Genomic DNA, 25,791 nt, shown 5'->3' with positions numbered 1-25,791 from the left:
GCACGTCCCCATCGGCCGCGCCTGCGGGCCCTGCACGCACCGAGGTGCGCGCAGCAAACTAGCCGAGTTCTGTCAGTTCGGCTAGCGCGGAGATATCCCCCGGGGTCTTGAGTGCCAGAGTCGGCGTGCCGCGCATTTCACGCTTGGCGATACCGACCAGGGTTCCGGCTGGTGGAAGTTCCGCGATCGCCGAGACCTGAGCGGTCCGCAGGCTTGCGGTACACAGGTCCCAACGCACAGGTCGGGTTACCTGCGCGGCCAGCTTAGTCAGTGCGTCGGCTCCGGATGCGACCGGTGCGCCGTCGGCGTTGGAGAGCAGAGTGCGGGTGGGTTCACCCGGTGTGATCTTGGACGCAGCCTCGGTGACGGCCTCCTGCGCGGGAGCCATGAACCGGGTGTGGAACGCGCCCGCGACGGGCAGTGCACGCACCCGAGCCTTCTCCGGCGGGTTGGCTGCGAGTTCCTCGAGCGCCGACAGCAGGCCTGCCGCGACGATCTGGCCCGCGGCGTTGCGGTTGGCCGGTTCGAGGCCCAGTTCGTCGAGTCGGGCGAGCACCTCGGCCTCGTCGCCCCCGAGGACCGCGGACATCCCGGTCGGTTCGAGTGCGCAGGCCTTGGCCATCTCCGCGCCGCGGACGGCGGCGAGGGCGACGGCGTCGTCGGCGGAGAGGACTCCGGCGACTGCCGCTGCGGCGAGTTCACCGACGGAGTGCCCGGCCGCGATGGTGTCTGCGGGAATCAGGCCACGCGCGTCGAGTTCCTCGAAGGCGAGGATCGCGGCGGCCACGACGAGAGGCTGAGTCACCGACGTGTCGGTGATCTCCTCCGCGGTCGCGGTGGTACCGAGGCGGACGAGGTCGAGGCCGGCAGCCTTCGACCACAGTGCGACACGGTCATGAGAACCCGGCAGCTCCAACCAAGGGATGAGCATGCCGGGAGTCTGAGAGCCCTGACCCGGGGCGAGCAACGAAATCACTCTTCAAGAGAACACCGTCAACGGCGTACCGCGAGATGTCGTTGCGGATGAACCTTTGTCGGCGGATTTGTTGGGTTCCCACAAAATTGCACGTGGGGTCCTCGCATCGAATCTGGACAGACGTTCGTTACAGCCCTGCTTCTCCGAATGGGAAGGGTGTGACTGGTGTTAAACGTGATATGGGTTCGTTATGGGAATGTGTCAATCGACCCACGGTAGCGGCCACTCTGAGCACATACGCATCCCGTGGATTCGTCGGATCGCGCCCGGTGACTTCGGCGATTCTCTTGAGTCGATACCGCACAGTATTTGGATGAACAAACAGCTGCCGGGCGCAAGTCTCAACCGCACCTCCACAGTCGAGATACGCGTCCAGAGTGTCGGTGAGAACACCTCCGGCGGCCGCCAGCGGAGCGACCAGATGGTCGTTGAGAGCGGTGACTGCGGCGTTGTCTCCGAGCAGTGCGCGCTCCGGTAGCAACTCGGCCGCGTGGACGGGCCGGGGGGCGCCCCGCCACCCGGCGACCGCCTGCATCGCGGCAAGCGCCTCGACGGCACTGAAGTGAGCCGCGCCGAGTGTCGGCGTGGTCGGTCCGATGATCACGGGCTCGTCCGAGAACTTGCCGAGCAGGTCGGTCATGAAACTCGAGTGCCCCGACCCCTCCTGCAGCTCGCCGCTGACGACCATCACCAGCCGCGAACCCTGCACGACCGCGAGCGCGGCGCGGCCGTGCCTCTGCGCGATGGTGTGGACCGTGCCGACGACGGAGACCCGTTCGTCCTCGGGGGGTGTGCCGACGATGACGGTGGCGGGAGCGGTGGCATCCCAGTTGAGGGTCGCCGCCCGCGACAACATGTCGGACCCGGTGTCGCCGCGGACCACGGCGTCGACCACGAGGGCCTCGAGCCGCGTGTCCCAGGCGCCGCGGGACTCCGCAGCACTCGCATACACGGAGGCAGCTGCGAAACCCAGTTCGCGGCCGTACCGCAGCACGGCCTCGGTGAGCGCGATCAGCTGCTGGTCGTTACGGGCGAGCGCCGGGAGCCACTGCTCGAAGAACTCCATCGCCACCCGCACCATGTCCACCGTCTGGCTGAGAGTGAGCCTGCGTGCCAGATCCTGCGGAATCACCTGGAACGCGTCCAGACTGAACCGGATGTCACTGTCCGGGTTCTTCAGCCATTCGAGGAAGTTGACCACCGCGGTCTGGACCAGCAACTGCACGTTGGAACGCTGAGCGGCGTCGAGGTCGTCGAAGAACGGCAGTTGATCCTGCATCGTCGTGACGGCCTCGGTCGAGAGGCGCCCGGAGAACTGTTTGACGCGACGCAACAGTGCGTCGGGCAACGGATCCCGGGTTTGTCGTCTGCGGGAGACCAACGGACTCTGCTCGACCATAGTCAAGAACCTACGCGCACCGCCGCCCGTGTTGTCCGACGGACACACGGGCGGCGGTGGGTGAGGATGGCGGCGTTACGCGCTTCCGGTATCCGTGTAGGAGACGGCGGCGGCGCGGACGTCGTCGATGCGGTACTTCGTGGCGGCTTCGACGGCCTTGGAGCGGTCGAGGGTGCCTTCGCCGGCGAGGGCGGACAGGACGGCGACGACGATGGATTCGGCGTCGACGTTGAAGTACCGGCGGGCGGCGGGGCGGGTGTCGGAGAACCCGAACCCGTCGGTGCCGAGGGTGGTGTACGAGCCGGGGACCCACTGGCGGATCTGGTCGGCGACGGCGCGCATCCAGTCCGAGGCCGCCACGAACGGGCCGGCCGCATCCGACAGCGCCTGGGTGACGTAGGGCAGCGGGGCGTCGGTGCCCGGGTCCCGCAGCGCCTGGCGTTCGGATTCGATGCCGTCGCGGCGCAGTTCACCCCAGGAGGTGACCGACCACACGTCGGCGGCCACACCCCACTCGTCGGCGAGCAGCTGCTGCGCCCGCAGGCCCTCGGGCATGGTGACACCGGAGACCAGGATCTGCGCCTTCGGGCCCGAGGCCTCGGACTTCTTGAACAGGTACAGGCCCTTGAGCAGGCCCTCGACGTTCAGGTCGGCGGGCTCGGCGGGCTGGGAGTAGGGCTCGTTGTAGAGGGTGATGTAGTAGAAGATGTCCTCCCCACCGAACCCGTCCACCCCGTCGGTGCCGCCGTACATCCGGCGCAGCCCGTCCTTGACGATGTGCGCGATCTCGTAGGAGAACGCCGGATCGTAGGCCACCGCCGCCGGGTTGGTCGAGGCCAGCAGCAGCGAGTGCCCGTCGGCGTGCTGCAACCCCTCCCCGGTCAGGGTGGTGCGGCCGGCGGTGGCACCGAGCACGAACCCGCGGGCCATCTGATCGGCGGCCGCCCACAGGCCGTCGCCGGTGCGCTGGAACCCGAACATCGAGTAGAAGATGTACAGCGGGATCATCGGCTCACCGTGCGTGGCGTAGGAGGTGCCGACCGCGGTGAACGAGGCCGTCGAGCCGGCCTCGTTGATGCCCTCGTGCAGGATCTGCCCGATCTCGGACTCCTTGTACGCCAGCATCAGCTCCGCATCCACCGCCGTGTACAGCTGCCCGTTACGGTTGTAGATCTTGAGCGAGGGGAACCAGGAGTCCATCCCGAAGGTGCGGGCCTCGTCCGGGATGATCGGCACGATCCGCTTCCCGATCTCCTTGTCCCGCAACAGCTCCTTCATGATCCGCACCAACGCCATGGTGGTCGCGACCTGCTGCTTACCGGAACCCTTGCGGACCACGTCGTAGGTCGAGTCCGCCGGCTGCGGCAACGGCGCCACGCCGGTGCGCCGCTGCGGCAGGAACCCGCCCAGCGCCTTGCGGCGGTCCAGCATGTACTGGATCTCCGGGGCATCGGGGCCGGGGTGGTAGTACGGCGGCATCTTCGGGTTCTTCTCCAACTCCGCGTCGGAGATCGGGATCCGCTGCAGGTCCCGGAAATTCTTCAGATCATCGAGGGTCAGCTTCTTCATCTGGTGGGTGGCGTTGCGGCCCTCGAAATGCTTACCCAGGGTGTACCCCTTGATGGTGTGCGCCAGGATCACCGTCGGCTGACCCTTGTGCGCCATCGCCGCCGCGTACGCGGCGTAGATCTTGCGGTAATCGTGGCCGCCGCGTTTGAGGTTCCAGATGTCCTGATCCGAGAGGTTCGCGACCAGCTCCTTCGTCCGCGGGTCCCGGCCGAAGAAGTGCTCCCGCACATACCCGCCGTCGTTCGCCTTGTACGTCTGGTAGTCGCCGTCCGGAGTGACGTTCATCAAATTGACCAGGGCGCCGTCCCGGTCCGCGTGCAGCAGGGCATCCCACTCGCGGCCCCAGACCACCTTGATCACGTTCCAGCCGGCGCCGCGGAAGAACGACTCCAACTCCTGGATGATCTTCCCGTTACCGCGGACCGGGCCGTCGAGGCGCTGCAGGTTGCAGTTCACCACAAACGTCAAATTGTCCAGGCCCTCGGTGGCCGCCACATGGGCGAGGCCGCGGGATTCGGGTTCGTCCATCTCCCCGTCACCCAGGAACGCCCACACGTGCTGGTCGGCGGTGTCCTTGATGCCGCGGTCGTGCAGGTAATGGTTGAACCTGGCCTGGTAGATGGCGTTCATCGGGCCCAACCCCATCGACACCGTCGGGAACTCCCAGAAATCGGGCAGCAACCGCGGGTGCGGGTACGACGGCAACCCGCCACCCTGGTCGGTGTGCGAGTGTTCCTGCCGGAACCCGTCCATCCGCTCCGCCGGGATCCGCCCCTCCAAAAACGCGCGCGCATAAATACCCGGGGAGGCGTGGCCCTGGATGAAGATCTGATCCCCACCGCCGGGATGGTCCTTGCCGCGGAAGAAGTGGTTGAACCCCACCTCGTACAGCGCGGCGGAGGAGGCGTAGGTGGAGATGTGGCCACCGACACCCACCCCGGGGCGCTGCGCGCGGGTCACCATCACCGCCGCGTTCCACCGGATGAACGCCCGGTACCGGCGCTCGACCTCCTCGTCGCCGGGGAACCACGGCTCGTTCTCCGTCGGGATGGTGTTCACATAATCGGTCGACGTCAACGCCGGCAGAGCGACGTGCTTCTCCCCGGCCCGCTCGAGCATCCGCAACATCAGATACCGGGCACGAGTCGGACCGGACCGGTCCAACAAACCATCGAACGATTCCAACCACTCCGTGGTCTCATCCGGATCGATATCCGGCAGATACGACGCAACACCCTCACGGATGACGCGCACGCGTCCGTCGGAGCCCGGGGTCGCACTGGGGTTGGAAGGTTGGGCCGCTCCGGCGCCGGGTGTGGCGGAATCCGGTTGAGACGCGGGTCCCTGGATCAGGTCTGACAACGTTGCTCCTCATTGTGGTGGGACGCGCGGTGTGGCGTCCTCTCCATGCGATCGCGGCCTTGTTAGGCCCGATCCATCTCCTTTATGAATATGGCGCACCCTCATCTTTCCCCATTGCGGCGCGGTCGGCACACCGTGCTCGGGTTACTCTTCGGTAGCGTTTGCGCAGATCCGGGGGCGAATGTTGAATTTATCGATGTCGTCGAAAACGTGGGGGAGACGAATGTGCACGTCGTCGCGCCGCTGGGGGCTGCTGAGTGCTGCCGCCGCGGCGATCGTCGGCGCCGGCGTCATCGCCGGATGTGGCGGCGCGATCGAGGGAACCGCGCAGCAGAACGATTCCCAGGCCGCCGAGTACGCCGCCGAAGCGACGTCCTCATCGGTGGCCGCGTCGTCCTCGCAGAAGGCTGCGGCCGAGCGGGAGGCGCTCGTGGAGCAGTGCACGATGTTCGTGACCCGGGCCGGCGACACGATCGATACCTACAACACGTTCATCGATGCCGCCAACGCCGAAGCCGCGGACACCGGCGCGAAAGCGAGTGCCGCGGCGGCGGCACTCCGGTCGGCCGCGGACGGTGCGAACGCCGCCACGCCCGCACTTCCCCCCGACTTGACCGGACTCCTCACCGATTACGCGAACAACTATCGCGAACTCGCTGCGGCCGTCGACAGCGGGCAACGCGGAGACATTCTGAACACTCTCGCGAGCCGCGGAGACGAGCTCAGCGACTCGATTCGGGCAGCCTGCCCCACATCGTGACTCCCGCACCGTAGGCTCGGTCGATGACCACGCATCACTACATTCTCAGAAAAATTCGCGTGGTCGGCTTGCGCGAAAGCGTTCGAGCATGTTCGCTTTCACCTAATTGATCTTCATCCGGCAGGTGTTCGGGTATCCGAGCACCGTCAACAAAAGGAGGACCCCACCGTGGTCGCCGCGGCGGACGCCCAAAACTACGCTCAGAAACTCGGGATCACTGCCGACATGGCGGTACAGGAACTGGGCTGGGACGAGGACACCGACGACGACCTGCGTGCCGCGGTCGAGGACACCATCGGTGGAGAACTGCTGGACGAGGATTCCGACGAGGTCATCGACGTCGTGCTGCTGTGGTGGCGCGACGAAGACGGAGACCTCGTCGACGCCCTCATGGATGCCATCGGGCCCCTGGCCGACGATGGATTCGTGTGGGTCCTCACCCCCAAGACCGGTCAGCCCGGTCACGTGGAGCCCAGCGAGATCGCCGAGTCCGCGCCCACAGCCGGTCTCACCCAGACGTCGGCGGCAAATCTCGGAGACTGGTCGGGAAGCCGTCTGGTTCAGCCGAAGTCGCGTCCCGCGAACAAGCGCTGAACAGTCTCACGTTTCCCGTTCACTCACCGAAGGAATCACGTCATGCCGCTCGAGGTGGGCACCACCGCCCCCGATTTCACCCTCAAGGACCAGAACAACCAGGAGGTGACGCTTTCCGATTACCGCGGAAAGAAGAACGTCCTGCTCGTGTTCTACCCGCTCGCGTTCACCGGAACGTGCCAGGGTGAGCTCTGCAAGGTTCGCGACGAACTGCCGAAGTTCGAGAACGACGAGACGGCGATCCTCGCCCTCTCCGTCGGTGCGTCGCCGACCCACAAGATCTGGTCCGCCGAACAGGGATACACCTTCCCGCTGCTCGCCGACTTCTGGCCGCACGGCGCGGTCGCGCAGCAGTACGGCGTCTTCAACGACAAGCTGGGCTTCGCGAACCGCGGCACCTTCGTCATCGACAAGGAAGGCATCATCCGGTTCGCCGAGATGAACGGGCCCGGAGAGGCCCGTGACCAGGGAGCTTGGGAGAAAGCGCTCGCCACGCTAGAGTCCTGATGCGCATCCGGCGAGGTTCTCGCCGGATGTTCGGGCGTGTAGCTCAGTGGTAGAGCTCTGGTTTTACACACCAGCGGTCGGGGGTTCGAAACCCTCCGCGCCCACCGTCAGGCAAGGCCCCGATCTGCGCTCGTGCGCGGTCGGGGCTTTCTCGTTTCGCCGGTGTCAGTCGTCGGTGAGTTCCGCGAGCTGCTCGGCGGCGGTGATGTTTCCGCTGTCGGCGAGTCGCCGGAGTTCGTCCAGGTCGCCCAGTTCGGTGGCGACTTCGATGAGCTGGTCGGCCGCGTCGGAGCTGCCGCCCTCGGCGAGGCGCCGGAGTTCGGCCATGTCACCCCGCTCGCCGGCGAGTTCGATCAGGATGTCGACCGCCGTCGCGTCGCCGTTCGCGGCTCGCTCGCGCAGAGCGGACAGGTCGGATTCAGTCATGATGCACGTCCCCTTCTCGATCGACTGTGCTGGTTCGCCGGGCTCGGAGCTCATCGCGGCGTGTGTGCCATTCGTCCCGCAACTCAGGCAGTCGCTCGCTGAGGAACTCGGCCAGCGCGATCATCTCCTCGAGCGGAGCGCGGCGTTCGGGTGGGGCGTCGGCCAGCAACGCCAGCCCCTCCCGGAACAGTGCCGCGTGCTCGCGGTGGAGGGCGGAATCGAAGTTCTGCGGTTGCTGACTCGCCGGGTCCAGGCTCACCCGGTCCACCCGTTCACCGGCCACGCGGGTGCGCCGCGCCATCCGATAGCCCTCGAGCAGTTTGACCGCGCCGGTGACGGCGCTCCGGCTCGCCAGGAGGGCTTCGCCCAGCTCGTCGATCGTCTGCTGCGGCGGGTCGCATACGAACAGGTACCCCAGCAGACGTCCTGCCATCGGAGGGAAGCCGTACTGGCGGGCGTAGAAGCGGCCGACGTGGTCGGCGAAGATCAGCTGTGTGTCGGACGGCACAGCACCGAAGGTAGCAGTCCTGACTGAAATAACACAGATTTGTGTCATTTCAGTTCGGCTGCGGTGCTCCGACTGGTTTCGTGGAGTTAACCTGTTCATCGCCCGGAGCTTCGCCTGCAGTGGCATATTCCTGATATGTCCAGGTACAAGGTGACGCTGCGCAACGGCACGTCGAGCGACAGAACCTTCGAATCAGACTTCCAGGCTGTCAACGAGACGCACCGGCCCACCGAGCCCGGGGCGGGCATCGTGAAGATCGACCGTTACGAGGACGGCGGGGGAGTGGCCGGCGTCTGGGCTGCGCCGGCCACGAGCCGCCCCTCCCGGTAGTCGGTCAGGTGCCGTGTCGCGAGGCCGTCGATCCGCGGCGATCGAGTTCGGCCTCGAGTTCGGCGATCCGGCTGGTGACGGTGCGCACCGTTCCGCAGCCGTAATCGTTCGCGATCGACTCGCCGAGCAGCGCTCGCTGCTCGGCGAGAAGCGCGAGCAGTTCGTCGTCGCCGAGCTTCGTCACGTCGCTGGACACCCTTCGATCGTCTCAGGCCCAGTCGCCGATTCCAATGGCTCACTGAAATTCCCCACCGGACGCGCAGAACCCCGCCGGGCCACGTGGGTGTTGAGTCAGCACCGAAGATGTGAGCGGGGCGGGGCCGTGCGCCGCCCCTGAATGGGGGGAACGAGGCGGCAAATACCATGGTAGGCGCACGAAAGGGCGCTTGGCGAGTTCCTCAGGAGAGTTTCAGGAATCAGACATTCCGACCGGAACGTGTCCGTCCGGCAGGGACGGCCTCTACCGGGTGCGCGTGCCCGGACCCACCGTGTCGTAGGCCTCCGCGAGGAGCTCGGCCAGGGTGTCGTCGAGCTGATCGTCGGAGGTGATCGTCAACCGGTGCGTGATCACCGTCTTCGTGGTGGGAAACGCCTCCCGCAACTGCGGGTGATGGACGCGGCGGCGCAGGTCGAGGGCGATCTCGAGCCGCGACGAATAGATGAACGCGGCAGCGAAGACGCGGGCCCGAGCCCACGCGACCTCGGTCCGGTGGACGCGCTCGTCCACCTCGCCGCAGGCCAGAACGAGGTCACGGAACTGCAGCAGGCGCTCGGTGGCGTCCGGATCCTTGCCTGCCAGGTACTCGTCGATCGCGGCACTCATGGGACGCTCCTTTACATCGCCTGCAACGTTAGTTGATACAAATAGCGGCGTGCATCGAACCTCCCGTCCCGCCACCGCGCGCGCCGCAGGCCTGCTCCTCGGCTTCGCCGCCGACCGCGCGTTCGCCGACCCCGCCCGATGGCATCCCGTGGCCGGATTCGGCCGCACCGCAATGGCATTGGAGAAGGCGACGTACCGCGACTCCCGGCCGGCCGGAATCGTGCACGTTGCCGTCCTGGTCGGTGGAGCGGCGGGTCTGGGGGTCGCCGCGGCGCGGGTGGCGCGGCGCGGGGGCTGGGCCGGCGAGGCAGCCGCGACCGCCGTCGCAGCGTGGGCGGTGCTCGGCGGAACGTCCCTGGGACGGACCGGGTCGAGAATGGCCGCGCACCTCGAGGCGGACGACCTCGCCTCCGCCCGCGCCCTCTTGCCGTCGCTGTGCGGTCGCGACCCCAGTGTGCTCGGCGTCGACGGGCTCACCCGGGCGACGCTGGAGTCGGTGGCCGAGAACACGTCCGATTCCGCGGTCGGGGCGTTCGTGTGGGGCGCGGTGGCCGGCATCCCCGGACTGTTCGTCTACCGGGCCTCCAACACCCTGGACGCGATGGTCGGCTACCGCTCGCCGAAGTACGGCAACTTCGGCTGGGCCGCGGCGCGGTGGGACGACCTCCTCAACCTGCTGCCCGCCCGCCTGACGGGTGCGCTGTCGGTCGTCGCCGCGCCGGCGGTCGGCGGGTCGCCGAAGGAGGCGTGGGAGGCGTGGCGGCGCGACGCGTCCCAGCACCCCAGCCCCAACGCCGGTGTCGCGGAGGCCAGCGCGGCGGGCGCTCTCGGGATCTCGCTGGGCGGGCGCACCGAATACGCGCACGGCGTCGAGATGCGACCTGTGCTCGGATCCGGGCCATCGCCCCGGCCCGTCGACCTCGACCGGGCGGTGCGGCTGTCGACCGCGGTGCAGGGTGGTGCGGCGCTGGTGTCAGCGGCCCTTGCCGTAGCGGTCGGCCAGTTTCGCTTCCGCCGCCGTCCTCGGCGCTGATTCCACCGGTTTGCTCCGGGTGAACGGCTTCTTCCGGGCCACGGGCGCGGGAGCGGCGTCGTCGGCGGCCTTCGCGGACTTTTCCCTGCGGCGTTCGCGCCACTCCGCGCGGATGAAGTAGGCCAGGCCGAGCGGGGCCATGATGCCGAACGCCAGCCACTGCAGGCCGTACGACAGGTACGGGCCCGCGTCGAGTTGCGGGAGCGGAATAGTGCCGAGGCCACCCGGCTGATCGGGTTCGAGTTGCACGTACGCGTCGACGAGGTCGGTGCCGATGTAACCGCCGATCTGGCCCGCGTCGATGTAGTACACCTGCCGGAGCCCGTTCTCGTCGATCGGCTCCTTGCCCGCGATGGTGCCCTCGGACTTGCGGACGCGACCGTCGAGCGTCACCGGCCCGGCCGGCGGCGGATCCACCGGCGGCGCCTCGGTGCCCTGGATCGGGCGCACGTAGCCGCGGTTGACCAGGATGGCGCGGCCGTCGGTCAGCTGCAACGGGGTCAGGACCTCGTACGCGGGCTGCGACTCGATGGACCGCAACCGGACCAGCAGATCACTGTTCTGCACGTACGACCCGGTCGCGGTGACGCGGCGCCACTCGTCGTCCGGATTCGCCGCACCGCCGGACAGCAGGGTCTCCAGCGGGACGGGCTCGGCGTCGACCGAGTCGGCGATCAGCTGGTTCCGGTGCTCCGTGGACGTGTTCTTGCCGAGCTGCCACGGCGCGAGCACGTAGAAACACATGAAGGCGAATCCGGCGACCACCAAGGCCAACACCAACCAGCCGGGTCGCAACAGAAATCTCAGCCTTCGCACGCCTCCACGGTAGCCGCTCGCAGGTCGGGCCCCTGATCGTGGGTTACCGGCTGCGCACCCAGTCGAGCAGCCCGGGCACCGCGGCCTCGATCTGGAGGCGGACCCGTTCGAAGTCCTCGAGGTCCCCGTAGAACGGGTCGGGTACGGACGACGTGTCCGCGTCCGGGTCGAAACTGCGCAGCAACCGGCGGCGCTCGTCGGGCACGCCCATGTGGGCAAGCTCACGGTCGTGGTTGGCCGCGAGAGCGACCACCAGATCGGCGCCGAGGTGGAACGGGCCGACCTCCGCGGCCGTGTGGCCCGTCGGATAGCCGTTCAGCTTCAGGGTCTCGTTGGTGCGGATGTCGGCCTCACGGCCGACGTGCCAGCCGTGGGTCCCGGCGCTGCTCACCATCACCCGCTCGTCGAGGGCTTCCCGCCGGAGGTGCTCGGCGAAGATCTTCTCGGCCATGGGGGAGCGGCAGATGTTGCCGGTGCACACGAACGTCACGTGCAGCGGGGTGTCAGGCCGCGTCATCGAGCAACTTCCCGAGGTCGGCGACGGTCTGCGCCGTCGTGTGCGCGCGCTCGGCCTCGGTGGGGAACCCGTAACCCCACTCGACGAACACCGCGGGGATGCCCCAGTGCGCGGCGCCGAGGACGTCGTGGTCGCGGTCGCCGATCATCAGGACGTCGGCGGTGGCGCCCTCGGTGGCGGTGACTCCCAGGTTCCGCAGCGAATGCGCGATCACGTCGGACTTGGCGCGGCGACTGCCGTCGTCGCTGGCGCCACCGATGAACTCGAAGTAGTGCGCGAGTTCGAAGTGTTCGAGGATGCGGATCGCGAACCGCTCGGACTTCGACGTGGCGACGGCGAGCCTCCTGCCGCTGTCGTGGGCGGCGACGAGCACCTTCTCGATGCCGTCGAAGACGGCGTTCTCGGCCCACCCCACGCGGTCGTAGCGTTCGAAGTAGGCGGCGATCGCTTGCTGCACGAGGTCTTCGCCCAGTCCCATCGACCGGAACGTGTCGATCATCGGCGGGCCGATGACGGCGTCGATCATCTCGTCGGTCGGTTCCGGCTGACCGATCGTCGCGAGCGCATGGCGGAAGCCGGCGTGAATGCCGGGCGCGGAATCGGTCAGCGTGCCGTCGAGGTCGAACAGCACGATCGGTGCGGACAGGGCAGAAGAGGCAGGCGGGGTGGTGGACGCGGAGGTGGAGAGAGATGTCACCGGACCATTGTCCCTTAGGCTCGACAATCGTGGACATTCGTGCCGGGAGCCGGGAGAGCCTGCGTCACCACGGAGACGTGGATGCGGGGCCCGGACTTCTCGATTTCGCAGTCAACGTGCAAGGTGACGGGCCACCGGACTGGCTGCGCCTCCGCCTCGCCGACGCGCTGGCGCACCTGGGCACGTACCCGACGGTCGCGGCTGATCTCGCGGCCCGGACCGCGGTGGCGTCCCGGCACGGCCGGACACCCGAGGAGGTGCTGCTGCTCGCCGGGGGCGCCGAGGGGTTCTCCCTGCTGCCGCGGCTCGGAGTCCGGGAGGCGGCGCTGATCCACCCGTCGTTCACCGAACCGGAGTGGGCGCTGCGGGAGGCGCAGGTGCCGGTCACACAGGTGCTGCTCGACGACCCGTACGTCCTCGACTCGGCGACGGTCCCGGAATCGGCCGACCTGGTCGTGATCGGCAACCCAACCAACCCGACGTCGGTACTGCACCCCGCCGAGGCGATCCTGCGGTTGCGCCGACCGGGCCGGATCGTCGTCGTCGACGAGGCGTTCATGGACGCGGTCCCGGACGAGGGCGAGTCGCTGGCCGGTCGCGCACTGCCCGACGTGCTGGTGCTCCGCAGTCTCACCAAGACGTGGGCGCTGGCGGGACTGCGCTGCGGGTACGCGCTCGGGGCCCCCGAGATCCTCGAACGACTGCAGGTGGGACGGGCGCACTGGCCGGTGGGCAGCCTGCAGGTGGAGGCGATCGCCGCGTGCAGCGAACCGCAGGCCGTCGCCGCCGCCCGCGACCACGCCGTCGTGCTGGGCGAGTGGCGCGAAGACATGGTCCGGCGGCTGACCGGGATCGGCGTTGCCGTGCACCGGCCCGCCGTCGCGCCGTTCCTGCTGCTCCGCCTGCCGGACGGCGAACTGATGCGCAAGCACCTGCGCGAACGGGGCATCGCTGTACGCCGCTGCGACACGTTCCCCGGACTCGGACCGGACCTCCTCCGCGTCGCGGTGCGCCCCGCGGAGCAGACCGCCGTGCTCGTCGACGCGATGAAGGAGATCCTGTGAACCCGGTGCGTCTCACCGACGTGATCGCGACCCTGGACGCGGCCTACCCGCCCGCCCTCGCCGAGTCGTGGGACTCCGTCGGCCTCGTGTGCGGCGACCCCGACGACACGGTGGCGACGGTGACAGTCGCGGTCGATCCGACCGCCGCGGTGGTCGACGAGGCGATCGCCGCCGGTGCCGACCTGCTCCTCGTCCACCACCCGCTGCTGCTCCGCGGAGTCGACACCGTCGGCGCCCACACCCCGAAGGGTGCGCTCGTCCACAAGCTGATCAAGGCCGGCTGCGCCCTGTTCACAGCGCACACCAACGCCGACTCCGCGGACCCCGGCGTCTCCGACGCCCTCGCGGCGGCGCTCGGGCTCACCGTCACCGGGCCGATCGAGCCGCAGCCCACCGAGAACCTCGACAAATGGGTGATCCTCGTCCCCGCCGATGACGCCGACCCGGTCCGCCGCGCACTGTTCGACGCCGGCGCCGGACACATCGGCAACTACCGCGACTGCAGCTGGTCCGTCACCGGTCACGGTCAGTTCCTCCCGACCGACGGCGCGAATCCGGCACTCGGCGAGGTCGGCGCACTCGAACGGGTCGAGGAGAGCCGGGTGGAGGTGATCGCGCCGCGAGCCCTCCGGCCGAAGGTGCTCGCCGCCATGCGCGCCGCCCACCCGTACGAGGAGGTCGCGTTCGACGTGTTCGAGACGGCGACGTTCCCCGGCCCCCGCGGACTCGGACGCGTCGGCGAGCTACCCGAACCGCTGACGCTGCGCGACTTCACCGACCGGGTGGCGGACGCGCTGCCCGCAACCACGTGGGGTGTGCGGGCCGCGGGCGACCCCGAAGCCATGATCCGCACCGTCGCCGTGTGCGGTGGCTCGGGCGACTCGTTCCTCGACGACGTCGCACGTCTCGGCGTGGACGCCTACGTGACCGCCGATCTGCGACACCACCCGGCCGACGAGCACCTGCGCGCCGGAGGTCCGGCCCTGATCGACGTCGCGCACTGGGCGAGCGAGCAACCGTGGTGCGAACAGGCGAAGGGCGTGCTCGACACCGCGTTCGCGCACACATCGGGGTGGCAGGTGCAGGTGTCCGCGGTCCGCACCGATCCGTGGTCGATCAGCGCGCCGCCGTCGTAGCGCCGTCCGGCCGAAACCCGTGATGCGCCGGGGTACGGTTGACACCCAGCAATCTGCCGCAGAAGAACCCTTCACAGAAGACAGCAGGAGTTACCACGCGTGAACGTCGAACCACAGGTGCAGTCCAAGCTTCTCGACCTCGCCGGCGTCGATGCGGAGCTGTCGAGGATCGCCCACCGACGCACCGCGCTCCCGGAGCGTCAGGAAGTCGAGCGGCTCGAGGCGGAGCGCGTCACCCGTAAGGACGCGGCCGTGGCCGTGGAGATCATCCTCGACGACCTCGACCGCGACATCCGCAAACTCGAAGGCGAAGTCGACGCCGTCCGTCAGCGTGAGGACCGCGATCGCAAGCTCCTCGAGAGCGGAACGGTCGGATCGAAGCAGCTCACCGAACTCGAACACGAACTCGGCAGCCTCGTCCGCCGTCAGGGACTGCTCGAGGACGAACTGCTCGAGGTGATGGAACGGCGCGAGGCGTCGCAGTCCGACCACGACCACGCCGGTGCGCAGCTGTCGCAGGTCGAGGAAGACCTCATCGACGCGTCCCGCCGCCGCGACGACGCCGTCGCCGACCTGGACGCCGCGGAGCAGCGCTGCACCCGGGACCGGGCGGCACTCGCCGACCAGTTCCCCGCCGACCTGATCACCGTCTACGAGAAGCAGCGCAGCCAGAACGGCGTCGGCGCGGCGCTGCTGCAGGCGCGGCGCTGCGGAGCGTGCCGCATCGAACTCGACCGCGGCGAGATCTCCCGCATCACCGGCACCGCACCCGACGTCGTGGTGCGCTGCTCCGAGTGCGGCGCGATCCTGGTGCGCACCAAGGAGTCGGGTCTGTGAGCGTCGGTCGCGTCGTCGTCGAGGCCGACGGTGGATCGCGCGGTAATCCCGGACCCGCGGGCTACGGCACCGTGGTGTTCGCCGCCGCCGACGGCGCCGTCCTCGCCGAACGCAAGGAAAGCCTCGGCACCGTCACGAACAACGTCGCCGAATACCGGGGGCTGATCGCCGGGCTCGAGGCCGCCGCCGAACTCGGCGCGTCCGGGGTGGACGTGCGGATGGACTCCAAACTGGTGGTCGAGCAGATGTCCGGGCGCTGGAAGGTCAAACACCCGGACATGATTCCGCTGCAGCGCCGGGCGTCGGAACTCGCCCGGCAGTTCGATTCCGTGACATACACGTGGATTCCGCGGGCCGAGAACGCGCACGCCGACCGCCTCGCCAACGAGGCCATGGACGGTGCCGCCGGTTACGGCGCCGAACCGGAACCCGCCGCCGCGGCGTCGGACAAGCCCACCCCGGCGGCGCCGGGCTGGATGGACACGACCGGCGCCCCGACCCGGATGCTGCTGCTCCGGCACGGGCAGACCGTCCTGTCCGTCGACCGGCGGTACTCGGGTCGCGGGAACCCGGCGCTCACCGAGATCGGGCTGGCCCAGGCGAACGGCGCGGCTTCGCGCTTCGCGGGCAACGACGGCATCGCGGCCGTGGTGTCGTCCCCGCTGGGGCGCGCGCAGCAGACCGCGGCGGCGGCGGCGAAGGTGCTCGGGCTCCCGGTCACCGTGCACGAGGGCCTCACCGAAACCGACTTCGGCGAGTGGGAGGGCCTCACGTTCAGAGAGGCCGCCGACCGCGACCCCGAACTGCACCGCAAATGGTTGTCGGACACGTCGGTGCGACCGCCGGCGGGGGAGAGCTTCGACGAGGTCCGGGAGCGGATAGTGAAGGTCCGAGACGACCTCACCGCCACCTACGGCGGCTCCACGATTCTCGTCGTCACGCATGTGACCCCGATCAAGACCCTGCTGCAACTGGCGCTCGACGCGGGACCGTCGCTGCTGTACCGGCTGCACCTGGATCTGGCGTCGCTGAGCATCGCCGAGTTCTACCCCGACGGCGGCTCGTCCGTCCGCCTGGTCAACGACACCTCCCACCTGTGAGTACTTATTAACCGCCGGCGGTTAATAAGTACTCACAGGCCCAGAGGGCAACAACGGCCGCGAGCAGGGTCAGCGGCGTGGTCACCAGCGCGAGAATCGTGAAGGTCCGCAGATCCGCGGGCGATCCGGCTCGCGCTGAGACCCGCCGCCACAGCATGATCGCCAGCGACCCCACGTAGGTGAGGTTGGGGCCGAGGTTCACCCCGAGCAGCATCGCCAGGACGAGGGCGGTCGGCGGGTGGGGTCCGAGCGCCGCCAGCAGGAGCAGTGTGGCGGGGAGGTTGTTCACCAGATTCGCGGCGACCGCCGCGACGACGGCCATCGTGAGCAGGGCCGCGAACGACGTGTCGGTCGGCAGCCGCGAGCCGATCCAGTCCCCGATCGGGCCGTTCGCGACGCCGGCGACGACGACGCCGAGGACCAGGACGAACGCGCAGAACCACACGTCGACCGAATACAGGATGCGGCCGAAGTCGGTGCGGCCGTCGCGCAGCGCGACGACGCCGAGCACGATCGCCCCCGCCGCCGCCACCCATGCCGGCGCGATTCCCACGAAGCCGGACACCGCGAAACCGACGAGCGTCGCGGCGATGATCGACAGTGCGACGGTCGGTGCGGCTGGATCGCGGGCCGGTTCCGGTTCGGCGTCGGGCCGAACCAGGTCGCGGCGGAAGAACATCCGGAACAGGATCAGTTCGACGACGATCGCCACCGCCCAGGGCAGCGCCATGACGGCGGTGAAATGGAGAAAGGTCAACCCCGTCGCGGAAAAGGCGATCAGGTTCGTCAGGTTGGAGACGGGCAGCAGCGTCGACGCCGTGTTCGACAGGTGAGCCGTGGCATACGAATGGGGGCGCGGATCCATCCGCAGCGAGCGGGCCGTCGCGATCACCGCCGGCGTCAGCAGCACCACCGTCGCGTCGAGACTCAGCACTGCCGTGGTGAGTGCCGCGGCCCCGAACACGAGCGTCAGCAACCGCTTCGGATCTCCGCGGGCCCCGCGCCGCAGCCGGGCCGCGATCCAGGTGAACACACCCATCGCGTCCGCGAGGTGCGCGAGGACGAGGATCGCCGCGAGGAACCCGACGGTCGGGGCCATCTCGGTCACTTCGTCCCGGGCCTGCGCCGGCGTCACCAGACCGGTGGCCAGGACGATGACGGCGGCCGGTGCGGCCGCGACGATCTCGGGTAACCGGCGAGGCCGGACGACCGCGAAGACGAGGACCGCGGCGACGAGCGCCACTGCCAGAACAGTCACCGGCGGGTCACTTCAGGAGCTTGAGGAGGGTGCGCAGGTTCCGCGTGGTGGTGAAGGCCTTGAGTTTGGGAGTGCCGGTGCTCTTGCCGAACTTGCTCTTCAGCGTCATGCCCCGTTCCACCTCCCAGTACAGGACACCGTCTCCGGCCTGCACGCGTTCGACCTCCGGGTCCAGGTCGTCCCGGATCCCCAGCAGGGTGTCCAGGACCTCGGGGTCGGGAGTCACCAGCACGTACGGGTGCCAGCCTTCTCGCTCGGGGTCGAACGGGTAGTCGTCGACGATCTTCCGGATCGTGTCGAGGTCGAGGACGAAAACCCAGGCTTCGTAGTGGAAGTCGGCGCGCAGCGCGGATTCGATCTCGCTCTTCAGCGCGGGGACGTCGTCGCGGTCGGAATCGAACAGCACGTTGCCCGACGCGAGGACGGTCTTCACGTTCTCGAATCCCAGCTCGGCGAAGGTGCTGCGAAGGTCGGCCATCTTGATGTTGATGCCGCCCACGTTGATACCGCGCAGGAGGGCGGCGTATCGGGTCATGCTCAGACCATAGTGCGGCGGCATGACACGTTCGCGCGAACTGTAGGCTGATCGGGCGGACGAGTTGGCCGGGCGACCGCGGCACGGGGAACCAGCACATCAGTGCGCAGGCCCCGAGTCGAGGAAAGTCCGGACTCCACAGAGCAGGGCGGTTGTTAACGGCAACCCGAGGTGACTCGCGGGACAGTGCCACAGAAAACAGACCGCCGACGCCACATCCTCCGGGGTGCGGTGTCGGTCAGGGTGAAACGGTGCGGTAAGAGCGCACCAGCACCCCGGGTGACCGGGGTGGCTAGGTAAACCCCGCCCGGAGCAAGGTTGAAGGCCGCATCGGATCCTCCGGGACCCGGTGCGGCTGCGCAGGTGTTCGAGGGCTGCTCGCCCGAGCCTGCGGGTGAACCGCTCGAGGTACCCGGCGACGGTGTGCCCAGATGGATGGTCGCCACCCGGAGCTTCGGCGCCGGGGACAGGATCCGGCTTACACGCCAACTCGTCCGCCTCGTTCTTGCGTCTGCGGGATCCGCCGCGTGCGGCTGGAGACCAGGTCACGGCCCTGACTGGCGAGTAACAAACAGACCGGTTAGTGTTTTTCCCGCAGCGGCCCGACTGACCCGAATCGGGGTCGATGCCGGGGCCCGTCGTCCACGTCCGTGGGCGATGGGGCCCCTCGCCGACGGTGCCGGAACAGTAGATGTTACTCATGATAGCGGTAACATCTGCTCATGGACTTGCCTCACGACATCGCCGGTTCCGGCCCCACCCTGGTCCTCGTGCACGGGGTGGTGCATCGCAGGCAGGCCTGGAACGTCCTGCTCGACCAACTGACCCCCTATCGCCGGGTGGTCACCGTCGACCTTCCCGGGCACGGCGAATCGGCGGCACTCGAAGACGGCGCGGACACGATGGACCAACTGGTCGAGGAATTGAGCGGGTTCGTCCGCGCGGTGACGCCTGCCGGGGAACGGCCGCACGTTGCAGGGAATTCGCTCGGCGGCTGGCTCTCGCTCGCCCTCGCCGCCCGCGGCGAGGTCGCCTCGGCCACGGCACTCTCACCGGCAGGCTTCTTCGTCAATCACGCCGATCAGGCCCGCACCATCTACACGTTCCGCGCTCTGCGCGGAGTCACCCGGGCGCTGGGCCCGAACACTCCGAAGGCGTTGCGATACAAAGCCGTCCGCTATCCCACACTCGCCGCCTTCTTCGCGCGGCCCAGTCGGGTGCGCTACGAGGACGCCGTGATCGACGCGCAGTCGCTGGCCACGAACGCTCTGGTCGACAAGGGGTTGACGGCCTCGTTCGACCTCCCGCCGGTCGTCGACGCGACGGTACCGGTCACCGTGGCGTGGGGGCGGCGGGACCTGATCCTGCCCGTCTACCAAGCGCGACGGGTGCGCAGAGTGTTCCCGCAGGCGCGGATTCTGATCCTGCCCGGCATCGGGCACGTCCCGATGACCGACGACCCGGACCTGATCAGCACGATCCTGCTCGGCGGCAGCGCCGCGAGTTCCAGCGACTCCCCGAACTGACCGCGCTACCGCGCCTCGGTGACAAATCGGCGCTACCGCGCCTCGGTGACAAATCGGCGCTACCGCGCCTCGGCCACGACGATGGCGCCGAATCCGAAGAGAACGCTTCCGGTGATCCGGTCGAGGACCTTTCGCACCGACGGCTTCTCCAGCGTGGTGCGTGCGCGGGTCAGCAGGATGCTGTACGCGCCGAGCCAGACGATCCCGAGCAGCCCGTGCACCAGCACCAGCAGGGCCAGGCTCGGGGCGGTCGGCCAGCCGGGCGGGACGAGCTGGGGGAGCAGGCCGGTGTAGAACACCGCGATCTTGGGGTTCAGGAGGTTGGTCAGGAATCCGGCGCGCCAACTCGACCCCGAAGACGGCGCCGGCGCCGGCGCCGGCGCGGACGGGGCGGCGTGGGGGCGCGTCCGGCTGCGCCAGAGGGTGGAGACCCCCAGATACACCAGGTACATCCCGCCGACGATCTTCACGACGGTGTACGCCTCCGCGGAGGCGGCGAGCACGGCACCGAGCCCGACGACGGTCAGCGCGCCCCACACCATCAATCCGGCGACCACGCCGAACGTGGCCCGCAGCGCGGCGCTGCGCCCGCCGGACAGTCCGGCGCGGGTCACCACCGCCATGTCCGGACCGGGAATCACGGTCAGAAGCCCGAGGACCGCGAACGCTGTCACCACCACACCGATCATCGGCCCAGTATGTGGGGTGTGGTCAGCGCAGTGAAATCCACACCTGCGACTTGCCGAGCACGGTGTGCCCGTCGAACGTGACTGTCAGGTCGATCCTCGCGGTGCCCGCGGATTCGTCGACCTCCGCGGCCTTCGCGACGACCTCGACCACCGCGCCCCGGTCCGGGCCGACGATCACCGGCTTGGTGAAGCGCGCGCGGTACCCGGTGACCAGTGCCGGATCGCCGAGCCAGTCGACGACGCACTGCGTCGCCAGTCCCAGTGTGAGCATGCCGTGGGCCAGCACACCGGGCAGGCCCACTGCGTCCGCGATGTCGTCCCGGTAGTGAATGGAGTTGAAGTCACCGGAGGCTCCGGCGTAGCGGACCAGGGATTCCCGGGTCACGTGATACCGGGCCTTGGCGACGGTGTCGCCGAGCAGGATTCGTCGCGGGGAGGTCATTCCTCCCCCCTGACGAACAGTGTCGACGTCATCGTGCTCACGTGATCGCCTGTGGCGTCACGGATCTCGATGTCGGCGACGAGCAGGGTGTGCGGGCCGCGCGAGGTCACGTGCGTCACGGTGAGCACGGCGGAGAGTTCGTCGCCCGCGACGACGGGGCGGTGGGACGTGGCGTGCTCGGTGCTGTGCACCATATTGACCGGCTCGATCCCCGACGTCGGATCGGCGACCAGTTGCGCGAGTGCGCGTTCCTGCACGATGACGGGAAACGTGGGCGGGGCAACGAGATCGGCGTGACCGGCGGCGCGGGCACTGTCGACGTCGAACGACGTCGGGTTGGTGGCGAAGACGGCGCGGGCGAATTCCCTGATCTTCTCGCGGCCCACGAGGTAGGGCTCGGTCGGTGGGTAGACACGACCCTCGATCTCCGGATTCACTCCCATCACGTCAGCCTAGAGACGTGAGGTCCGGTGGGCAGGGCGAAGCGTCACGAATGTGTTGCGGGCGTGCGTGCCCTGATGCAGGGAAACCCCCGCCGGATGCGTCCGGCGAGGGTTTCGGGGTATCGACTGATCGACAACCGTCAGACGGGATCGACCATCAGCAGTTGGGCCCAGTAGGTGGCGCCTTCGGCACCGAGGTAGGGAAGTAGCTGATCAAAAATGATCGTCGACATGCTCGCTCCATTCTCTGTTCGGGCACTGCGCACGGGAAGAACGAGCCATCGGCACCGCACTGACCGGCGCCGGAGACCGTATCACCGGACAGGACTCCGAGGGTAACAGTCTGAGCGTGATCCACAACCCCACACGTCCCACCGGTGCCACACTGAGGACATGACTGACGAAGATCACCTCTGGTACTACAACGTCGAGGACGGCACCGTCACGCAGGGGAAGGCGGCGTCGTCGATGACGCGGATGGGCCCGTATCCCGACCGCGCGTCGGCGGAGAAGGCGCTGCAGATCGCTGCGGAGCGGAACAAGGCGGCGGACCGGGCCGACGAGGAGTGGAACAACTAGCGTTACGGAAAGGGTGTGCGCGAGGTGCCGATGAGTCGTTTCGTTGCGCGCGGAATCGATTTCGGCACCGTGCGCACCGAATTCCACCTGCCGGACGGGTATCCGCCCGCCGCGGTCGCGCAGGCGCGGACGGCGTCCGACCGGTTCGCGTCCGGACGGCAGGACCGCACCGATCTGGCGTTCGTCACCATCGATCCGCCCGATTCGATGGATCTCGATCAGGCGTTGCACCTCGAGCGGACAGCCGACGGGTTCGTCCTGCACTACGCGATCGCGGACGTCGGCGCCGTCGTGGAGCCCGGTGGGGTGCTCGACGTGGAGACCCGCAAACGCGGGCAGACGTTCTACCTCCCCGACGGCAAGGTGCCGCTGCATCCCCAGGAACTCTCGGAGGGATCGGCGAGCCTTCTGCCGGGTGAGGACCGCCCGGCGGTGGTGTGGCGGATCGAACTCGACGAGTCGGCCGAGCCGCTGTCGTGCACCGTGTCCCGTGCCACTGTGCGGTCCGTGGCCCGACTCGAATACTCCGGTGTGCAGGCCGATGCGGAGGCGGGGCGACTGCATCCGTCCATTGCGTCGCTGCCCGAGTTCGGCCGGCTCCGCACGGCGGCGGCGGTGGCGCGCGGAGCCATCGAACTCCGGCTCCCCGAGCAGGAGGTGGTGCCGGACGGCGACAGCTGGCGCGTCGACCTCGCGCCCCGCACCGAGGCCGACGACTGGAACGCCGAGGTCTCACTGCTGACCGGAATGTGTGCGGCCGCCATGATGCTCGACGCGAAGATCGGATTGCTCCGCACTCTGCCGCCTGCCGGGCCGGACGCGGTCGGGGCGCTGCGGCGCACAGCGGCGGCACTCGGGGTCGACTGGCCCGAGAGCGTCGGTGTCGGTGAACTCCTGGCGCGGTTGGACCCGAATTCGGCGTCGACGCTGGTGCTGATGACCGAGGCGCCGTCACTGCTGCGGGGCGCCGACTACGCGGCGTTCGACGGCACCCTGCCGGAACTGACGGCGCACGCCGCCATCGGCGCCCCCTACGCGCACGTGACCGCGCCGCTGCGCCGGCTCTCGGACCGGTACTCCACGGAGGTGTGCCTGGCCGTGTCCGCCGGAACGCCGGTGCCGTCCTGGGCGCGGGACGCCCTTGGATCGATGCCCGAGATCATGGGCGGCTCGGATTCCCTCGCGAGCAAGATCGACCGGGCCTGCATCGACCTCACCGAGGCGACCGTGCTCGCCGACCGGGTGGGGGAGACGTTCGACGCGACCGTGCTGCGGTCACGGAACGGCAAACGCACCGCGGACGTGTTCGTCCCGTCGGTGTCCGTGATGGCCAAATGTGTCGGCGACCCCGCCGAGGGCGAGCAGGTGAAGATCAGACTCGTCTCCGCCGACGTCGCGAAGCGGACCGTCGAATTCGGTTATCCCGCATAGCGGGTCAGGTGCGGAACCGGTCCGTCGCCTCGACCAGGTGGTGGACGATGCCTGGTTCCATCGCGGAGTGCCCAGCGTCGTCGACGATCTCGAGCCGGGAACCCGGCCACGCCCGGTGCAGCGCCCACGCGCTGGCCGCCGGGCAGACCACGTCGTAGCGGCCCTGCACGATCACGCCCGGAATGCCATCCAGCGCGGCGGCGTCCCGCAGCAGCTGGCCCTCGTCCAGGAATCCGCGATGGTGGAAGTAGTGGTTCTCGATGCGGGCGAAGGCCAGCGCGAACCTCGGCTGGGACGTCTCCACCACCCGTTCCGGTTTGGGGAGCAGCGAACTCGTCGCGCCCTCCCACGTGGACCACGCGACCGCGGCCCTCGTCGCGACGTCGGCGTCGTCGGAGTGCAGGAGCCGGTGATAGGCCTCGACGAGATCCCCGCCCCGCTCCGGCTCCGGCACCGGCGCCAGGAACTCGTCCCACAGTTCGGGGAACAGGTGTCCGGCACCGCCGTTGTAGTACCAGTCGATCTCGCTGCGGCGGAGCAGGAAGATGCCGCGCAGCACCAGTTCGGTGACCCGGTGGGGGTGCTGCTGGGCATAGGCGAGTGCCAGCGTGGAGCCCCACGACCCGCCGAAGACCTGCCACCGGTCGATGCCGAGATGCTCACGCAGCAGTTCGATGTCGCCGAGGAGGCGGCCGGTGGTGTTGACCGACAGATCGGCCCCGTCGGCGACGTGGGGTGTGGAACGCCCGCACCCGCGCTGGTCGAGCAGCACGATCCGGTACACCCGCGGGTCGAAGAACTGGCGTTGCGCGGGGTCGGTGCCGCCGCCGGGCCCGCCGTGGAGGAACACGACCGGCTTCCCGTCGGGGTTTCCGCTCTGCTCCCAGTACATCTGCTGGCCGTCGCCGACGTCGAGGTGCCCGAACTGATACGGCTCGAGCGGCGGGTACAGGGTGCGCAACTGGCTCACGTCGGCCTCAGAACCCGATCAGGCCGGACGCCAGATCGGGGATCTCCAGCGCGGTGATCGCCTGCTGCCGGATGTCGGGGCAGGCCGCCGTCGTGATGACGTCGATCCGGGCCCGGTCCTGCAGGAAGTCGAGCGCATTGAGGTTGTTCTTCGCGATCCACGTGCCGACCAGGCCGTTCAATCCGGTCTTCCCGATCGTCGGGGTGTAGGTGCGCCAGCTCTGCAACTGACCCTCGAGGTCGGTGCACAGCTGGGCGGCCTGCGCCTCGGTGACGCCACCCGGCACCAGGGCGGTGCCGGGAACCGCGGTGGTGGCCGGCGGCGGGGGCGCGGTGGTGCCGGGTGCGGGGGCGGGGCCCTGTCCGGCGCACCCTGTGACCAGCGCCGCGGCCGCCACCGTCCCGGCCGCGGCTGCGGCCAGGCGGTGACGACGTCCGAAGCCGTGCACGCGTCGCTGTCCCATGAACATCCCCCTCGAGTGTGTGCCGGCCCGGTGAGTCGAGGACGACCTAGAAGCTGTGCTCTTCCGCCGGAAACGTTCCGGTGCGCACTTCGGCCGCGTAGGCGACGGCCGCGTTGCGCAACTCGTCACCGACGTTACCGAAGCGCTTGACGAACTTCGCCGTCTTGCCACTGGTGTAGCCGGCCATGTCCTGCCACACGAGGACCTGGGCGTCGCATTCGGCGCCCGCTCCGATGCCCACGGTGGGGATGGTGAGCTTGCGGGTGACCTGGCCTGCGATCTCGGCGGGCACCATCTCCATGACGACGGAGAACGCGCCGGCCTCCTGCACGGCGATCGCGTCGGCGACCAACTGCTCGGAGGCGTCGCCGCGGCCCTGCACGCGGAATCCGCCGAGCGAGTTGACGCTCTGCGGGGTGAACCCGACGTGGGCCATGACGGGGATGCCCGCGGCGGTGATCGCGGCGATCTGCGGAGCGACGCGCTCGCCGCCCTCGAGCTTGACCGCGTGGGCCAGCCCCTCCTTCATGAACCGGGTCGCGGACGCGAGGGCCTGCTCCGGCGAGCTTTCGTAGCTGCCGAACGGCAGGTCCGCGACCACGAGGGCGTGCGGCGCTCCGCGGACGACGCCGCGAACGAGGGGCAGGAGTTCGTCGATCGTGACCGGGACGGTGGTCTCGTATCCGTAGACGACGTTGGCGGCCGAGTCGCCGACGAGGAGGACCGGGATTCCGGCCTCTTCGAAGATGCGGGCGCTGGAGTAGTCGTAGGCGGTGAGCATCGACCAGCGTTCGCCCTCGGCCTTCATGGCCTGCAGGTGGTGGATCCGGGTCTTGCGCTTGGGAACGTCGTGCGATGGTGCTGATCCGTAGAGCCGATCTTCTGACGTGCTCGCGGACGACTTGCTATCGGACATCGTTGTCCCTTTCTGGCCTCGAGGCCCTTGACGGGTCCCCGGGTGCGGGTGATGACGCCTACAGTCTGCCACCGGCCGGCGGGGG

30 protein-coding genes, 1 tRNA gene and 1 other RNA gene are annotated in these 25,791 nt (G+C 68.8%); 14 read left to right on the top strand and 18 right to left on the bottom strand.

What is annotated here, in order from left to right:
• Positions 1–58: 58 nt before the first annotated feature.
• The 3 genes from JWS14_RS06220 to aceE all read right to left on the bottom strand — a co-directional run bounded on the left by JWS14_RS06220 (position 59) and on the right by aceE (position 5,306).
• Positions 59–976: an ACP S-malonyltransferase gene (locus tag JWS14_RS06220; protein WP_206012691.1), complete on the bottom strand. Its 918-nt coding sequence runs from the start codon at positions 974–976 to the stop codon at positions 59–61.
• 127 nt (positions 977–1,103) lie between these two features.
• Positions 1,104–2,375 carry a PucR family transcriptional regulator gene (locus tag JWS14_RS06215; protein ID WP_012688158.1) on the bottom strand — a complete coding sequence of 424 codons (1,272 nt, stop codon included), beginning with the start codon at positions 2,373–2,375 and terminating at the stop codon, positions 1,104–1,106.
• A 75-nt stretch (positions 2,376–2,450) separates the two neighbouring features.
• Positions 2,451–5,306: a pyruvate dehydrogenase (acetyl-transferring), homodimeric type gene (aceE, locus tag JWS14_RS06210; RefSeq protein WP_206012690.1), complete on the bottom strand. Its 2,856-nt coding sequence runs from the start codon at positions 5,304–5,306 to the stop codon at positions 2,451–2,453.
• A gap of 196 nt (positions 5,307–5,502) precedes the next feature.
• Here aceE and JWS14_RS06205 point away from each other — a divergent pair, with 196 nt between their 5' ends.
• The 4 genes from JWS14_RS06205 (at position 5,503) to JWS14_RS06190 (ending at position 7,271) form a co-directional block, all read left to right on the top strand.
• A complete protein-coding gene (locus JWS14_RS06205; RefSeq protein ID WP_241031275.1) occupies positions 5,503–6,066 on the top strand; it encodes a hypothetical protein in 564 nt (187 codons plus the stop codon).
• 168 nt (positions 6,067–6,234) lie between these two features.
• Complete coding sequence (locus tag JWS14_RS06200; protein WP_012688155.1) at positions 6,235–6,660, top strand: DUF3052 domain-containing protein; 426 nt, start codon at positions 6,235–6,237, stop codon at positions 6,658–6,660.
• A 42-nt stretch (positions 6,661–6,702) separates the two neighbouring features.
• Positions 6,703–7,167 carry a peroxiredoxin gene (locus JWS14_RS06195; RefSeq protein WP_072945554.1) on the top strand — a complete coding sequence of 155 codons (465 nt, stop codon included), beginning with the start codon at positions 6,703–6,705 and terminating at the stop codon, positions 7,165–7,167.
• A gap of 32 nt (positions 7,168–7,199) precedes the next feature.
• A tRNA-Val gene (locus JWS14_RS06190) sits at positions 7,200–7,271 on the top strand.
• 61 nt (positions 7,272–7,332) lie between these two features.
• Here JWS14_RS06190 and JWS14_RS06185 read toward each other — a convergent pair.
• A complete protein-coding gene (locus JWS14_RS06185) occupies positions 7,333–7,593 on the bottom strand; it encodes a hypothetical protein (RefSeq protein WP_072945553.1) in 261 nt (86 codons plus the stop codon).
• A complete protein-coding gene (locus JWS14_RS06180) occupies positions 7,586–8,101 on the bottom strand; it encodes a GbsR/MarR family transcriptional regulator (RefSeq protein WP_072945551.1) in 516 nt (171 codons plus the stop codon). The genes JWS14_RS06185 and JWS14_RS06180 overlap by 8 nt, the downstream gene beginning before the upstream one ends.
• Positions 8,102–8,236: 135 nt before the next feature.
• On the opposite strand from JWS14_RS06180, the gene JWS14_RS06175 reads away from it, so the two are divergent.
• Positions 8,237–8,431 carry a hypothetical protein gene (locus JWS14_RS06175; protein WP_072945549.1) on the top strand — a complete coding sequence of 65 codons (195 nt, stop codon included), beginning with the start codon at positions 8,237–8,239 and terminating at the stop codon, positions 8,429–8,431.
• A gap of 4 nt (positions 8,432–8,435) precedes the next feature.
• Here JWS14_RS06175 and JWS14_RS06170 read toward each other — a convergent pair whose 3' ends face one another.
• Both JWS14_RS06170 and JWS14_RS06165 read right to left on the bottom strand, forming a co-directional pair.
• Complete coding sequence (locus JWS14_RS06170) at positions 8,436–8,627, bottom strand: hypothetical protein (protein WP_095865214.1); 192 nt, start codon at positions 8,625–8,627, stop codon at positions 8,436–8,438.
• A gap of 264 nt (positions 8,628–8,891) precedes the next feature.
• Entirely contained in the window at positions 8,892–9,254 is a 363-nt protein-coding gene (locus JWS14_RS06165) for a DUF5655 domain-containing protein (protein ID WP_072945545.1), read from the bottom strand.
• 49 nt (positions 9,255–9,303) lie between these two features.
• On the opposite strand from JWS14_RS06165, the gene JWS14_RS06160 reads away from it, so the two are divergent.
• Positions 9,304–10,287 (top strand): cobalamin biosynthesis protein, encoded by a 984-nt coding sequence (locus JWS14_RS06160; RefSeq protein WP_206012689.1) that lies wholly within the window; start codon positions 9,304–9,306, stop codon positions 10,285–10,287.
• Here the strand turns inward: JWS14_RS06160 and JWS14_RS06155 are convergent.
• The 3 genes from JWS14_RS06155 to JWS14_RS06145 are packed head-to-tail and all read right to left on the bottom strand — an operon-like array spanning position 10,228 to position 12,317.
• A complete protein-coding gene (locus JWS14_RS06155) occupies positions 10,228–11,103 on the bottom strand; it encodes an SURF1 family cytochrome oxidase biogenesis protein (RefSeq protein WP_072945541.1) in 876 nt (291 codons plus the stop codon). The genes JWS14_RS06160 and JWS14_RS06155 overlap by 60 nt on opposite strands.
• Positions 11,104–11,146: 43 nt before the next feature.
• Positions 11,147–11,620, bottom strand: a complete 474-nt coding sequence (locus JWS14_RS06150) for a low molecular weight protein-tyrosine-phosphatase (protein WP_072945539.1) — start codon at positions 11,618–11,620, stop codon at positions 11,147–11,149.
• Positions 11,607–12,317: an HAD hydrolase-like protein gene (locus tag JWS14_RS06145; RefSeq protein ID WP_095865217.1), complete on the bottom strand. Its 711-nt coding sequence runs from the start codon at positions 12,315–12,317 to the stop codon at positions 11,607–11,609. Before JWS14_RS06145 ends, JWS14_RS06150 begins: the two co-directional genes overlap by 14 nt.
• Between JWS14_RS06145 and cobC the strand changes: the two genes are divergently transcribed.
• The 4 genes from cobC (at position 12,311) to JWS14_RS06125 (ending at position 16,454) form a co-directional block, all read left to right on the top strand.
• A complete protein-coding gene (gene cobC / locus JWS14_RS06140) occupies positions 12,311–13,381 on the top strand; it encodes an Rv2231c family histidinol phosphate aminotransferase CobC (protein WP_206012688.1) in 1,071 nt (356 codons plus the stop codon). The two genes, JWS14_RS06145 and cobC, sit on opposite strands and share 7 nt — an antisense overlap.
• Entirely contained in the window at positions 13,378–14,517 is a 1,140-nt protein-coding gene (locus tag JWS14_RS06135; RefSeq protein WP_206012687.1) for a Nif3-like dinuclear metal center hexameric protein, read from the top strand. Before cobC ends, JWS14_RS06135 begins: the two co-directional genes overlap by 4 nt.
• 99 nt (positions 14,518–14,616) lie before the next feature.
• Positions 14,617–15,354, top strand: coding sequence for a zinc ribbon domain-containing protein (locus tag JWS14_RS06130; RefSeq protein WP_206012686.1), 738 nt, complete (start codon positions 14,617–14,619; stop codon positions 15,352–15,354).
• Positions 15,351–16,454, top strand: coding sequence for a bifunctional RNase H/acid phosphatase (locus JWS14_RS06125; RefSeq protein WP_072945527.1), 1,104 nt, complete (start codon positions 15,351–15,353; stop codon positions 16,452–16,454). The genes JWS14_RS06130 and JWS14_RS06125 overlap by 4 nt, the downstream gene beginning before the upstream one ends.
• Positions 16,455–16,461: 7 nt before the next feature.
• On the opposite strand, the gene JWS14_RS06120 is transcribed toward JWS14_RS06125, so the two are convergent.
• Together JWS14_RS06120 and JWS14_RS06115 are read right to left on the bottom strand one after the other, a co-directional pair.
• Positions 16,462–17,712 carry an SLC13 family permease gene (locus JWS14_RS06120; RefSeq protein WP_072945525.1) on the bottom strand — a complete coding sequence of 417 codons (1,251 nt, stop codon included), beginning with the start codon at positions 17,710–17,712 and terminating at the stop codon, positions 16,462–16,464.
• 7 nt (positions 17,713–17,719) lie between these two features.
• Complete coding sequence (locus tag JWS14_RS06115) at positions 17,720–18,271, bottom strand: DUF1697 domain-containing protein (RefSeq protein WP_072945573.1); 552 nt, start codon at positions 18,269–18,271, stop codon at positions 17,720–17,722.
• 36 nt (positions 18,272–18,307) lie between these two features.
• Between JWS14_RS06115 and rnpB the strand changes: the two genes are divergently transcribed.
• Positions 18,308–18,744, top strand: an RNA gene (rnpB, locus tag JWS14_RS06110) — RNase P RNA component class A.
• A gap of 225 nt (positions 18,745–18,969) precedes the next feature.
• Entirely contained in the window at positions 18,970–19,773 is an 804-nt protein-coding gene (locus JWS14_RS06105) for an alpha/beta fold hydrolase (RefSeq protein ID WP_206012685.1), read from the top strand.
• 59 nt (positions 19,774–19,832) lie between these two features.
• Here the strand turns inward: JWS14_RS06105 and JWS14_RS06100 are convergent, their stop codons facing one another.
• Genes JWS14_RS06100 through JWS14_RS06090 form a run of 3 tightly spaced genes read right to left on the bottom strand, consistent with a single transcriptional unit; the run spans position 19,833 to position 21,347 of the window.
• Positions 19,833–20,462 (bottom strand): LysE family translocator, encoded by a 630-nt coding sequence (locus JWS14_RS06100; protein WP_206012684.1) that lies wholly within the window; start codon positions 20,460–20,462, stop codon positions 19,833–19,835.
• A 22-nt stretch (positions 20,463–20,484) separates the two neighbouring features.
• Positions 20,485–20,904: a MaoC/PaaZ C-terminal domain-containing protein gene (locus tag JWS14_RS06095; protein WP_072945518.1), complete on the bottom strand. Its 420-nt coding sequence runs from the start codon at positions 20,902–20,904 to the stop codon at positions 20,485–20,487.
• Positions 20,901–21,347, bottom strand: coding sequence for an FAS1-like dehydratase domain-containing protein (locus tag JWS14_RS06090; RefSeq protein ID WP_072945516.1), 447 nt, complete (start codon positions 21,345–21,347; stop codon positions 20,901–20,903). The genes JWS14_RS06095 and JWS14_RS06090 overlap by 4 nt, the downstream gene beginning before the upstream one ends.
• 393 nt (positions 21,348–21,740) lie before the next feature.
• Here JWS14_RS06090 and JWS14_RS06080 point away from each other — a divergent pair, with 393 nt between their 5' ends.
• A complete protein-coding gene (locus tag JWS14_RS06080; protein WP_072945514.1) occupies positions 21,741–21,926 on the top strand; it encodes a hypothetical protein in 186 nt (61 codons plus the stop codon).
• A 30-nt stretch (positions 21,927–21,956) separates the two neighbouring features.
• Positions 21,957–23,357 (top strand): RNB domain-containing ribonuclease, encoded by a 1,401-nt coding sequence (locus JWS14_RS06075; protein WP_072945568.1) that lies wholly within the window; start codon positions 21,957–21,959, stop codon positions 23,355–23,357.
• 4 nt (positions 23,358–23,361) lie between these two features.
• Here JWS14_RS06075 and pip read toward each other — a convergent pair whose 3' ends face one another.
• The 3 genes from pip to panB are packed head-to-tail and all read right to left on the bottom strand — an operon-like array spanning position 23,362 to position 25,706.
• Positions 23,362–24,327 (bottom strand): prolyl aminopeptidase, encoded by a 966-nt coding sequence (pip, locus tag JWS14_RS06070; RefSeq protein ID WP_095865222.1) that lies wholly within the window; start codon positions 24,325–24,327, stop codon positions 23,362–23,364.
• Between the two features lie 7 nt (positions 24,328–24,334).
• The gene (locus tag JWS14_RS06065; protein WP_072945510.1) at positions 24,335–24,796 is read right to left on the bottom strand and encodes a hypothetical protein; all 462 of its coding nucleotides are present in this window, start codon (positions 24,794–24,796) and stop codon (positions 24,335–24,337) included.
• 40 nt (positions 24,797–24,836) lie between these two features.
• A complete protein-coding gene (panB, locus tag JWS14_RS06060; protein ID WP_072945509.1) occupies positions 24,837–25,706 on the bottom strand; it encodes a 3-methyl-2-oxobutanoate hydroxymethyltransferase in 870 nt (289 codons plus the stop codon).
• Between the last annotated feature and the right edge of the window lie 85 nt (positions 25,707–25,791).

Source organism: Rhodococcus koreensis (genome assembly GCF_017068375.1).
Lineage (GTDB): Bacteria > Actinomycetota > Actinomycetes > Mycobacteriales > Mycobacteriaceae > Rhodococcus_F > Rhodococcus_F koreensis.
The sequence above is the reverse complement of the archived record's forward strand: the minus strand, read 5'-3'. Positions and strand labels throughout refer to the sequence as shown.

Excerpts from the sequence above, each read along its gene's own strand:
- JWS14_RS06215 (WP_012688158.1), bottom strand. The coding sequence starts at position 2,375 with ATGGTCGAGCAGAGTCCGTTGGTCTCCCGCAGACGACAAACCCGGGAT.
- JWS14_RS06205 (WP_241031275.1), top strand. The coding sequence starts at position 5,503 with ATGTCGTCGAAAACGTGGGGGAGACGAATGTGCACGTCGTCGCGCCGC.
- JWS14_RS06195 (WP_072945554.1), top strand. The coding sequence starts at position 6,703 with ATGCCGCTCGAGGTGGGCACCACCGCCCCCGATTTCACCCTCAAGGAC.
- JWS14_RS06185 (WP_072945553.1), bottom strand. The coding sequence starts at position 7,593 with ATGACTGAATCCGACCTGTCCGCTCTGCGCGAGCGAGCCGCGAACGGC.
- JWS14_RS06175 (WP_072945549.1), top strand. The coding sequence starts at position 8,237 with ATGTCCAGGTACAAGGTGACGCTGCGCAACGGCACGTCGAGCGACAGA.
- JWS14_RS06165 (WP_072945545.1), bottom strand. The coding sequence starts at position 9,254 with ATGAGTGCCGCGATCGACGAGTACCTGGCAGGCAAGGATCCGGACGCC.
- JWS14_RS06150 (WP_072945539.1), bottom strand. The coding sequence starts at position 11,620 with ATGACGCGGCCTGACACCCCGCTGCACGTGACGTTCGTGTGCACCGGC.
- cobC (WP_206012688.1), top strand. The coding sequence starts at position 12,311 with ATGTCACCGGACCATTGTCCCTTAGGCTCGACAATCGTGGACATTCGT.
- JWS14_RS06115 (WP_072945573.1), bottom strand. The coding sequence starts at position 18,271 with ATGCCGCCGCACTATGGTCTGAGCATGACCCGATACGCCGCCCTCCTG.
- JWS14_RS06105 (WP_206012685.1), top strand. The coding sequence starts at position 18,970 with ATGGACTTGCCTCACGACATCGCCGGTTCCGGCCCCACCCTGGTCCTC.
- JWS14_RS06100 (WP_206012684.1), bottom strand. The coding sequence starts at position 20,462 with ATGATCGGTGTGGTGGTGACAGCGTTCGCGGTCCTCGGGCTTCTGACC.
- JWS14_RS06095 (WP_072945518.1), bottom strand. The coding sequence starts at position 20,904 with ATGACCTCCCCGCGACGAATCCTGCTCGGCGACACCGTCGCCAAGGCC.
- JWS14_RS06090 (WP_072945516.1), bottom strand. The coding sequence starts at position 21,347 with ATGGGAGTGAATCCGGAGATCGAGGGTCGTGTCTACCCACCGACCGAG.
- JWS14_RS06080 (WP_072945514.1), top strand. The coding sequence starts at position 21,741 with ATGACTGACGAAGATCACCTCTGGTACTACAACGTCGAGGACGGCACC.
- JWS14_RS06075 (WP_072945568.1), top strand. The coding sequence starts at position 21,957 with ATGAGTCGTTTCGTTGCGCGCGGAATCGATTTCGGCACCGTGCGCACC.
- JWS14_RS06065 (WP_072945510.1), bottom strand. The coding sequence starts at position 24,796 with ATGTTCATGGGACAGCGACGCGTGCACGGCTTCGGACGTCGTCACCGC.
- panB (WP_072945509.1), bottom strand. The coding sequence starts at position 25,706 with ATGTCCGATAGCAAGTCGTCCGCGAGCACGTCAGAAGATCGGCTCTAC.